At 37.4% G+C, this 10,600-nt stretch carries 10 protein-coding genes and 1 pseudogene; all 11 read left to right on the forward strand.

The annotated features are described in order from the left end of the window. On the forward strand, positions 1–1,451 hold a 1,451-nt coding region (locus FU659_RS14595), incomplete at its 5' end, for a dynamin family protein (protein ID WP_147948259.1). A gap of 22 nt (positions 1,452–1,473) precedes the next feature. After that, a complete protein-coding gene (locus tag FU659_RS14600; RefSeq protein WP_147948260.1) occupies positions 1,474–3,753 on the forward strand; it encodes a dynamin family protein in 2,280 nt (759 codons plus the stop codon). Positions 3,754–3,764: 11 nt separating this feature from the next. After that, positions 3,765–4,376, forward strand: a complete 612-nt coding sequence (locus FU659_RS14605) for a hypothetical protein (protein ID WP_147948261.1) — start codon at positions 3,765–3,767, stop codon at positions 4,374–4,376. A 78-nt stretch (positions 4,377–4,454) separates the two neighbouring features. Then, positions 4,455–7,556, forward strand: a complete 3,102-nt coding sequence (locus FU659_RS14610) for an ATP-binding protein (protein ID WP_147948262.1) — start codon at positions 4,455–4,457, stop codon at positions 7,554–7,556. Then, positions 7,537–8,199 (forward strand): HNH endonuclease, encoded by a 663-nt coding sequence (locus FU659_RS14615; protein ID WP_147948263.1) that lies wholly within the window; start codon positions 7,537–7,539, stop codon positions 8,197–8,199. The genes FU659_RS14610 and FU659_RS14615 overlap by 20 nt, the downstream gene beginning before the upstream one ends. A gap of 20 nt (positions 8,200–8,219) precedes the next feature. Further along, positions 8,220–8,423 (forward strand): annotated as a pseudogene (locus tag FU659_RS38835) (SMI1/KNR4 family protein); the annotation flags it as partial. A 59-nt stretch (positions 8,424–8,482) separates the two neighbouring features. After that, on the forward strand, positions 8,483–8,605 hold the full coding sequence (locus FU659_RS38840) for an SMI1/KNR4 family protein (RefSeq protein WP_397355756.1): 123 nt from the start codon (positions 8,483–8,485) through the stop codon (positions 8,603–8,605). A gap of 233 nt (positions 8,606–8,838) precedes the next feature. Next, complete coding sequence (locus tag FU659_RS14630) at positions 8,839–9,483, forward strand: vWA domain-containing protein (protein ID WP_147948266.1); 645 nt, start codon at positions 8,839–8,841, stop codon at positions 9,481–9,483. Positions 9,484–9,486: 3 nt separating this feature from the next. After that, on the forward strand, positions 9,487–9,831 hold the full coding sequence (locus FU659_RS14635) for a hypothetical protein (RefSeq protein ID WP_147948267.1): 345 nt from the start codon (positions 9,487–9,489) through the stop codon (positions 9,829–9,831). A 108-nt stretch (positions 9,832–9,939) separates the two neighbouring features. Continuing rightward, entirely contained in the window at positions 9,940–10,107 is a 168-nt protein-coding gene (locus FU659_RS35480) for a hypothetical protein (RefSeq protein ID WP_187274156.1), read from the forward strand. A 29-nt stretch (positions 10,108–10,136) separates the two neighbouring features. After that, entirely contained in the window at positions 10,137–10,463 is a 327-nt protein-coding gene (locus FU659_RS14640) for a hypothetical protein (protein WP_147948268.1), read from the forward strand. Positions 10,464–10,600: the final 137 nt, after the last annotated feature.

Raw genomic sequence — 10,600 nt, forward strand, 5'->3', positions numbered from 1 at the left:
ATGCGATGTATCCTGTGAGAAGTGTCAGCTATGAAATTAGAAGTGGATATTTGGCCGTATTATACAAATGTTTATTAGAATCGAATAACAAATTATCTATTATAGATGAGTATTTTAAAATGTACTTCATGTCTTTTCAGATTACGAAGGAAGATGCAAATCTAATAAAAACAAGTATTCAAGACATTAAGATTTATAGATCCAAGTTGAAACTATCCACAAAAAACCATTGGTACCGAACTGGATTTTTGCAATTTACTAGAGGTAATTATAAGTATTCGCTTTTTGTTGATGAGATACTGCTGCGCTTATATATGCATGAAGGCTCTTTGGAAGTTGAACAAATTATTAGTAGTGCCAAGAAACTAAGAATTAGTAATAAACGGGCCGAACTGCTTTCTAAGTACTGTATAAGTATTTATACCAAGGACAGTAAGGCTTCTGAGGCATTACTATTGTCTATTCAACATTCGAGATTGCACAATGAGATTAGTTTTTTACATAAACGATTGCATAATAATCTGTTAATGAATAGCTACAGAAAGTTTCATGTTCCAGTTGTCGCAACCATGAGTGCTGGTAAATCTACATTTATTAATTCTTTAGTTGGCGATAATATATTTCCATCAAAAAATCAGGCGTGTACTTCAAAATACACATCGATTACTAGCAACCAATTCATACACCATCCTATCGGTCGTTGTAATATGAAAAATACTAAAACGGAATATGCGGGTGTGGTGACTAAAGAAGGACTGCTCAATTGGAATGAAGATCCCGAAGTAGAATCGATTGAACTTGAATGTCATGTAACTGGAATTAGAAGTAGTAAAACTTCAATTGTACTTTATGATACTCCTGGCACTAATTTTTCACAGGATACATCGCATAGCAATATTACTTATCGATTGATGGAAAATGGAGGATTCAACCTTATTATTTATTTGTTCAACGCCTGCAACATTGCTACGAATGATGACAAGATTCTCTTGGAAAAGTTACGCAGAATAATCAATGATAATCCAGAGACGGCTGTTTTGTTCGTGTTAAATAAAGTGGATGAATTTGATGTAGAAGGGAATGACAACCTCCATGAAACCATGAACCAGTTATCAAGTGATCTGGAGGAAATTGGATTTAATAGCCCCAGTATCATACCTACCTCTGCCTATGCAGCAAAATTATTTAAATTGGCGTTAAAGGGGGTGATATTTACCAAAAAAGAAGCTTGGGACTTTGAAAGATTGGTCTCTCAGTTTAGTAAAAGTACGGATGATTTGACACAATCCCCATTAATCAACGATCAGGCCGATAAATTGGTGATTGAAAACCATTCACTTTTTCTTATAAATGGAAACCAGTACTCTTCGGAGCAATTATTAAGCGCTCTTAGGGGCACGAACATCCCGTTAATTGAACAATACGTAGATAATTTAATTATGAATTATTAACACAATTCCGAGGAGGATTAAGATGGCGAAGTTTTTTATCAAGTACAATCCCTTTACGGTCGAATCGTTCATGACTATAAATAATCAAGAAGTTACTGCAATGAGTAAATTATATAACTATCGTAATGAAAGGTTCCAACTGTGGCTTGAGAATTTATTACCAATATTGGTCGATGAGTGTAATGACGACGAGTTGGACATAACCTTTCATGGCACCTTGTTGGATTATGATGACCTGTTGGAGCAAATTCATGAGTATAGTATGAAAAACCCCTCTATCAAGGTGAGTGTCGAACATATAGAGTCACAAGCTTCAACAGCCAGATTTAAAGAGCTCTCGGAGCTATTTGAGTATATGCAGAGTGAATGCCCTTTTGAAGATTTAAGGGATGAACAAATTAAAGAGAATTTCTATAAGGCCTTGAGCTCTGAATTTGAAGTAAGTGTTATAGCAACCATGAGTTCAGGTAAATCGACATTGATTAACGCTATGCTTAGAAGTGAGTTAATGCCAGCCAAGAACGAAGCTTGTACCGCTACGATTGCACGAATTAAAGATGTCGATGGACAGTCCTCGTTCTCTGCAATATGCAGGAATGCACACAATGCTGTTGTATGCCAATATGAAGAAGTGGATTTGGAAACTATGCAGCAGCTTAACAATAATCCAGAAGTTTCTTATATTGATATTGAAGGTGATATTCCTTTTATAACCTCCAAAAGTGTTGAACTTGTACTGCTTGATACCCCAGGACCTAATAACTCAAGGTCGGAAGAGCATCGAGAACATACCTACAGAATAATTAAAGAAAAAGCGATGCCTATGGTACTGTATGTGCTAAATGCTACTCAGCTTGCTACAAATGATGATAATGCCTTACTTAAATCTGTTGCAAAGGCCATGAGAGTAGGGGGCAAGCAGTCGAAGGACAGATTCATATTTGCTGTAAATAAAATTGATACATTTGATACAGAAAGTGAATCTCTTAGCGGAGCATTGCAAAATGTCAAGGATTACCTCGGAAAACATGGGATTGAAAATCCTAATATTTATCCTATTTCCGCTGAAATGGCAAAAGTTATTAGACTGAATCAAAACGGTGCTAGTATGACCACCAAACAACGTGTAATGATGAATAGTTATCATTTGTTTAATGAAATTGAACAGATGCACTTGTCTGCGTATGCCCCCTTGACTCAAAAAAATAAGGACCTACTTGATGAAATAATCCAAACAGCCAAGTCTAATGAGGATCCGTACGCAGAGGCTCTTGTTCATACAGGCTTGCCTGCAGTGGAGATAGCGATTAATGAGTACCTCGATAAGTATGCTATTACTGCTAAAGTAAAAACAGCAGTGGATACTTTTCGTAAAAAAGTAGAAGAAAAAAAGCTGTATAGTCATCTTATGGATGAGTTGAAGGAAAATAATCAGGCAAGAGAAGAACTGAATGAGCGGCTTAAAAAGGTCGAAAAGCAATTGAATGATGGGAAATTGGCAAGTGTATTCAGGGATAAAATCAGAAAGTTGGATATGGTTAGTGAAGCGAACAATCAGGTTGGGACCATTAGAGCTAAGATAACAAATACGATGAAGATCACAGGCTCCTTTAATCACAAGATGACAATAATGGAAGCCGAGCAGTTTATGAATAAATTGGTTAGAGATATTGAGTATTTACAAAGCGATGTAAAAACAGATTTGGAAAAGCTAGTGGATGAAATTATTGTTGATAATGCAACGCAACTTATTAAAGAATATGAACATTATATTCAAAGTTTAATAGAAGATGAGGCAATTCATACGGGCCGCTTCCAGACAGATCAATCGATTACGTATTTAGCAGGAACAGTTCCAGATGCTAAGGAACTCATAAAAAAATATGAGTTTTCTGAGGAGATTAAGACTGGCGAGAAAGAAGTAGATAACCCTAAGAAAAAGGGATTTTTTGGTAAGCTTAAATTTTGGCAACCTGGAAAGATAACTCGTAATGTGTATGAGAGTCGTGATTTCGTTGATCAGGAGATACTATATACTGAATTTGTAAGACCTATTACAGGGGATTTCAATGAAATTCTTGAAGAAGCTAAAGTGAAAACTCAAGAGGAAGCTGAGAAATTCAAGAATTTCTTTTTGAAGGAGCTTGACAAGCTTGATATGACACTGAAGAAAAAGGTTTTAGAATTGCAGGAGTTAAGCGGAAATCAACAGCTTCTAGAGCAGAAGATCAGTGAAAACCACTACAAAAAAGTATGGCTGGATGACTTCTCAGACAAGCTCAATCAGATTCTGGACGTTTAGGGGGAAAAATTTTGTTTAAGCCAAATGACTATTTAGCCGATGCTGTAAAAAATAAAAACCTTATACGAATTTATAATGAGTTTTCTGTAATTGCACATGAAGATCCTTCGTTTTCGACCGGTAAATTTATGAGGACCCTAGAATACATCGAATCACAATCGATTCCTGGCTTGTTCAAAGAGCATGAAGAACGGCAAATCACCTATAATGATGCATATTGGAATGATGCATATTGGGCTTTGATCGTATCCTCTTTACTGGATAACTTTTCGCATAAGAGAATTGATCATTTGAAAACAGTAAGTCAATATCTTTATGGTAAAAAGGAAGACAAGGAAAACAAGGAAAACAAGGAAGTCATTACTCGGACTCTCGCTTCCACTTCTCGAAATCAAAGAAATACAACACCTGAAACTCACAGGGCGCCGACTCGTGTAACTTATGCGAAGAGCTCTCCTCGGGGTATCCGATCAAAAAAAGCACGCCCGATTGCCTTAATGGTAGGAATAGCCTTGATAATTCTAGTGGTATGGGCAGTCGGGATAAAAGTGATCGCCACTGTGACGATTACGATAGCGATTATAGTGATAATCCTACGAATATACGCGAACAGAAGAAAGTGATAGATAGGAATAAAAATAAACACTTGTATGAAAGTACGCTCAAAAATTCTATTGTGAATAAACGAGGAGGTCGTTTTCTTGAATGAACTCGATGTAAGAGAACAAAGCAGTCTAGATACAGCTTTTGAACAAGCTGATAATCTCTTAATGAAGAAGTACATTTCGAATATATCTAACTATCAAGTAGTGCCAATATCAACTGAACTTCAAAATAAAAATGTGAGCAGCTTTTCTCGGTTTTTCAAGATAGAAAGCATAGTCTATGATAAAGAAGAGAATAATTTGGACAAGCTTTCAAGCGTGTATAATGCGATAGCGGGATGCGGCGGCTCTATCGTAATGGTAATAAAAAGCGATGGGAACAGTGTAAGTTTCTACCTTGGTACGAAGTCGGATGAAAGTTCAGTTTCGGCCTGCCAATCGGTATTAGCGAAAGCTCTTAAAGGAAATTTTCCAGGCAGTAATCTTACATTACTAAGAAATAATGAACTTGAACTCGTGGTAAATAATGTATTTAAGACTGAATATGAGAATAGCACTAAATCTATCTCTGCCATCTCGGGCATTTCAAGCTTCAGGACTTCGTTATACGATTCGGAGAAGACAGGCTTCGTGCAGGGAATAGAAAAGCTGATAGACGCCATGCGTGGTGAGAAGTATACGGTTATGTTGATAGCTGATCCCGTTTCTCAGGTGCAAATAGAACAAATAAGAAGTGGTTATGAAAATTTGTATTCACAGCTCGTTCCATTTGCTTCCACGGAGTTGAATTTTAGTGCAAATGAAAGTGATGCTATAACTGACTCGATTACGACGGGATTGTCGAAGAGTATCAGTGAGAATTTATCCAAAACGCAAAGTTACTCTCAAGGATCTGCAAAAAATTACAGTAATACGAAGTCGTCATCAAAGAATGGTGGTTTATCTCTAATAGTAGTAAATGCAGGCAGTACGACTAACAAATCAAGAACAGAGGGTGGTTCGGAAACATGGAATAATACGGATTCTGAGGCTAAAACTTCAGGAGTTGTGGACACTAAATCTGATCAGAAAAGCACTTCTTCAACTACTACAGAAGGACGTTCACGAAGTCTTCAAATTAAATTTGAAAATAAATCTGTTAAGAATCTATTGGGCAAAGTTGATGAGCAATTAGATCGTTTAAATGAATGTAGTGATTTGGGTATGTGGAACTGTTCTGCCTACGTAATTGCGGATGATATTCAAACATCCAAGGTAGTAGCGAGTACCTATCAATCGTTGATGCGCGGCGAAAATTCTTCGATTGAAAATGCTGCTGTTAATACTTGGTCTGATAAGGATAAACTATCAGTGGTAACATCCTACTTGAAAAAAATGCATCATCCTTTGATTGATATAAATGAGAATAACAAGAATGAACTTCCTTACGTAACACCCACATCACTATTGAGTGGGAATGAATTAACCATTCAAGCTGGTTTCCCACAAAAAAGTATCCCTGGATTAGCTGTAATTGAATATGCAGCATTTGGTAGGGAGATTTTATCTCAACAAAGTGATTCTGACAGGAATATTTCTCTGGGGAAAATCTATCATATGGGAAAAGAAGAGACTCTCGATGTAAACCTTGATTTACAGAGTCTTGCTTCTCACACGTTTATTACAGGTTCTACAGGTTCAGGTAAGTCCAATTTGGTCTATAAGCTTCTTACAGAGATTAATGAGCGTAATGTCACCTTCCTAGTTATCGAGCCTGCCAAGGGGGAATACAAGCATGTTTTTGGGAATAGAAGCGATGTCCATGTATTTGGCACTAATCCAGCGGTATCGCCTTTACTCAAAATCAATCCGTTTAAGTTTCCCATCGGCATTCATGTCCTAGAACACATCGATCGACTTATTGAGATATTTAATGTTTGTTGGCCAATGTATGCCGCAATGCCTGCTGTGTTAAAAGAAGCCATTGAAGCATCCTATATGTCGTCAGGATGGGATTTAGAAACGTCACTAAATAAGCATAATGATCAATTGTTCCCAACCTTCGAAGATGTCTTATTCGATCTTAACCGTGTCATATCGAACTCAGCTTACTCGGATGAGGTGAAAAGTAATTATAAAGGCGCGTTATTTACACGCATTAAGTCTTTAACCAATGGGCTAAACGGAAAGCTCTTTAGTAGTGATGAAGTGGAGAACCATATTTTATTTGACAGTAATACGATTGTTGATTTAAGCAGGATTGGTTCGATGGAAACAAAATCCTTAATCATGGGGATCCTGATCATGCGCCTACAGGAACATCGAATGTCACAAGGAGGTATGAATGTCCCATTAAGGCATGTAACTGTTTTAGAAGAAGCTCATAATCTGCTGAAACGTACTTCTACCGAACAAGCAACAGAATCAGCTAATCTTATCGGGAAATCTGTCGAAATGCTAACCAATGCAATTGCCGAGATGAGAACGTATGGCGAGGGCTTTATTATTGCGGATCAATCACCTGGCTTACTTGATATTGCTGTCATTCGTAATACGAACACCAAAATTATTTTGAGGTTGCCTGACGTGTCTGATCGAGAATTAGTGGGACGTTCCGCAAGTTTGAATGATGAACAAATCGTAGAACTAACCAAATTGCAAACAGGTGTTGCGGCTATTTATCAAAATGGTTGGTTATATCCCGTATTATGTAAAATAGATAAACAAGACACATCGCAAGTCAATTATATGTCACCTTCAGTTAATCACATCGAGCATGGAGAGCTAGGTAGAAAAAAAGATATTATTAAATTTCTTCTAAAGGATCACTTAGGTGAGCGTATTGATTATAATGTGGATGATCTGAAGGGGAAAATAATAGCTTCTTCATTTGCCACGGGAATAAAGGCTGAGTTACTAGAACTTATCAACGAGGGAAAAGTAATCAGGTTTACTGAAGCTGCCACGCTTATTAACAGAATGGTTTTTCAAGAAAATAGTTTCAGAAAAGCAATAGCTGCGACCGATTTTGCAGAATGGAATCAGTCTATGTTATTAAATATGGATGAAAGTATCAGGCAACTCGAACCATTGTTTCGAAATGCTGTCTTGCAATGTTTGCTATCCGAGCAGACGAAAGGTGATAAAGAAGTCGAATCCTTTTATTATAATTGGGTTGATTATATGAAAGGTGGGGTAAATGATAGAGACCCTTGTTAAACTTGTGGATGTATCCAAAGAATTGAGTTCTAAAATAAAAGATATGCTGCCTGAGTTTGCAAAGGACTTAAAACCTGAGACAGACAGCATGGAGAAGGCAAATAGCCCGCTAAATAACGATGTTGACTATACGAATCAGCCAGACATTGAATCAGGATCAGACATTGAAAAAGATCCTGTTGCTACTTATAAAGAGCGTATAGATCAAACACCAATTAACAATGGATCATGGACTGGAGATAGAGGTGATTCTAAATTTATCCCCGATGATCCCATAGTACAAGAGGCATTAAAGAAAAATGGGATTGATGGGATTGAGTATAAACAAGGATATCCTGATTTCAGCCCTACCTCTATATTTGATGCACAATTACCCGATGATAAATTAGATGCATCCAACGTAGAACAGAAAAAGGAATGTATTCAGCAGTTAAAAGATGCCATTCAAAAGGATCCTGAACTGGCTGGGAAATTCACTCCCGACCAACTCGAACGAATAGAGAACGGAATCACTCCAAAAGGTTATGTCTGGCATCATGATATTGAACCGGGTAAAATGCAATTAGTTCCAGAATCCATACATCAAAAGTTTGGCCATTATGGTGGACAATATGTTTGGGCTGGCGGAACTGAAAATAGATAAGATGGAAGGGAAAGGCTGATATGGCTAATATTAAATGGATAAGTGCTAAACTAGTGAATCAATCGGTCATTACTAAACTTGAACATGATTTGGAAATTGTTCTGCCAACTGATTATAAAGCTATCGTATCTGAATGTAATGGTGGATCGCCTATTCCACAAACATTTGATATTGGAGATAAGAAGGGATTTGAACTAAATGCATTACTAGATATTACATCTGAGCCTTTTAATGAGCTATTGGATGCATATAAAGTAATCGCGGAACGAAGCAAGAAAAATTGGTGCCTTTCGCTTCTGATTCGTTTGGGAATTATCTTTGTTTTGATTACTCAAAAGATGGCAATCATGAAGTTGTTTTTTTGAACATGATTCCAACAAAGTATATGTTATATGTGATAGTATAACGGAACTGCTTAATAGCTTATACTGATTTAAAAGGTGAGCCAGGTGGAACTGTTCTAGGTTTGAAGAGTTGTAATGGAAACAGCGCAAAGGTCGATTGTTATCGATCAATGGCGCTGTTTTTGTGTTGCAAAATCAATGCATAGATATTAACCGAACAAACTTTCTCTGACACTGAGTTGACCAACGCATTTGCTACACTACAATCAGAAGTCCACAAGAGAGGAAGATACACATGAACGCACCCATTCAAACCACGCACGCTTGGAATAACGAGTTTTGGCCAACGGGAGGAACGGAGAAAGCATTCTTGCTACTCGAAATGAAAGGGAATGCTGGTATTCAATCGGAGCGAGCACCAATGAATGTATCGGTAGTGATGGACCGCAGTGGATCCATGTCAGGTGCGCCGCTTGCGTATAGTAAGAGAGCTTGTCAGTTCATAACGGATCAAATGAGTAAAGAAGATATACTCAGTATAGTTGCCTTTGATAATGAGGTAGAAACGGTTTTTACTCCTCAGCATGTCACTCACAAGGATATGATGAAGCATAAAATTGAAAGCATCCAAACAGGTGGATCTACCAATTTGAGCGGAGGATTGCTGAAGGGGATCCAGTATGTTGTTGAGGAGAAATCAAACGGGAGCATCAACAGGGTTCTGCTATTGTCAGACGGACATGCAAATGCAGGTATCACAGATCGCGAGAAGCTGCAGTCTATATGCAGATGTGACAGAAATGCGGGGGATGACAAGATCTGGAAACCTGGAAAAACTGGTACCCCTCATCCATTAGAACATACAGCTCAATTTCGAAATCTGAACAGGAATCGGCTTGATCAAGAGGAGAATAATCCGAAATATATGAAAAGGTGTTGAACAATGATATATAGAGAACAAAAGCTAGTGATAGATAATATAAATACTGGTGTCCTAACATTACTCGAAGGTAAAGTAATTAATTACATATTAAAAGACTTTGATATTAAACATATATATTTTGATTCTGATACTTCAGTGTCAGATATGAAATATTTCTTAAATCTAACGATGGACGAAACATATGAACTGGCACGAAATTTAATTGACAAAAAGTATGTTTGGACAATGGGTGACGATCTGAATAAAAACAAACTATTGAATGCAACCTTAAAGACGGCTCGCATGCATGATGAATGGAACGAAGAATTTGCAGAAATGCACTATTGGGGGGCTGACTCGGTCTGAGGTTTAATAAATTTAGGTTGAAGAAGGAACGTACGTTTCCTGACAACTAGATGTCAAGCTTATCTTTTATACTAAGATAATAAGAACGGTAGAAGGGAGATAATTAACATGCAAACGATCGAACTAACTGAAGTAATACTGAAATCTAATGGTTGGGCCTATCTCTTTGACTTGTCTCAATCGGACTCGCAAGATGATGATGAAATCAACGAACACATCAGGAAAATTTATTTGTCTGCCGTCGAAGCATTGTATAAACAAAGATCCAAAAAGTAAAAAAAGGTCCCTTCGTTATTTGGAATTGTTTGAAGAGACTGGTTGGTGATGACAATCAGCATACAGACGGCTACGTATTAATCATAACTCCTTTTTATCACGAGGTTGTAGGAAGAGATGTTGATCCTATTGTTGAAGAAATGTGGAAACATAAAGGCTATATTAGAACCTCGTCAGCGACACCTATATTAGAAGGGGCTGTACCTGTTTGTTTTTTTGAAGATGGGGAGGCTTATCCTATTGAACTGGATCAGGAATTTTTCTCTCAATTGTCCGATTTATTCGAAGAACATCAATATATGCTCTCGCTTAGCAATCCGGGTATGACGATCCGGTCTAATCCATATGAAACCTAGGAGACGACTACGGTCGTCTTTTTCATTTCACATCATATGCTGCTGGACAGGACTAAAGGATCATTTTGTCGAATTAACAAGAAAGGGATTTAATTCCACGGGGAACATACATTCCATGACAAAGAGATGACCCATTC

Source organism: Paenibacillus sp. N3.4, assembly GCF_008017805.1.
GTDB lineage: Bacteria > Bacillota > Bacilli > Paenibacillales > NBRC-103111 > Paenibacillus_E.